The sequence below is a fragment of the Vibrio sp. 704 genome, from assembly GCF_033339295.1.
In genome coordinates this window covers 1-595 of sequence record NZ_JAWOUH010000713.1, presented here as the reverse complement: position 1 = coordinate 595, position 595 = coordinate 1, and the positions used below count along the sequence as shown (strand labels likewise).

Here is a 595-nt window from a genome sequence, read left to right as displayed (position 1 = left end):
GGGCAATGTTATTCGCAATAACCAATCCGCCGACCGAAAAGGACAAGTCGGAAAACGTTACGCCATGGTGATCGATTTACGTAAATGCGTCGGCTGCCAAGCGTGCACCGTAGGTTGCAGTATTGAAAACCAAGCGCCAATCGGTCAGTTCCGAACCACAGTGAAACAATACGAAGTCACGCTCGATGACGGTTCCACAACCACACAAGAAGCAAAGGCCTTTATGCTGCCTCGGCTTTGTAATCACTGCGATAACCCGCCGTGCGTAGCCGTTTGTCCCGTTCAAGCAACCTTTCAGCGAGAAGATGGCATCGTCATGGTGGATAACAGTCGCTGCGTAGCGTGTGCGTACTGTGTACAAGCCTGCCCTTACGATGCGCGTTTTATCAATGAAGACACGCTCACCGCTGACAAATGCACCTTCTGTGCACACCGCTTAGAACAAGGTTTGTTACCCGCTTGTGTGGAAACTTGCGTGGGCGGCGCTCGCGTGATTGGTGATTTGAATGATCCATCAAGCGAAGTCCGCCGCTTAATTACGAATCACCAAGACAACATCAAAGTGCTAAAGCCCGATGAAAAGACCAAGCCACAC

Annotated in this window: 1 protein-coding gene; it reads left to right on the top strand. The window is 50.9% G+C overall.

Features of this window, described 5'->3' with window-relative positions:
• Positions 1–595: sulfate reduction electron transfer complex DsrMKJOP subunit DsrO (gene dsrO, locus R7R24_RS28680; protein ID WP_318120455.1), on the top strand; the 595-nt coding region annotated here is incomplete at both ends.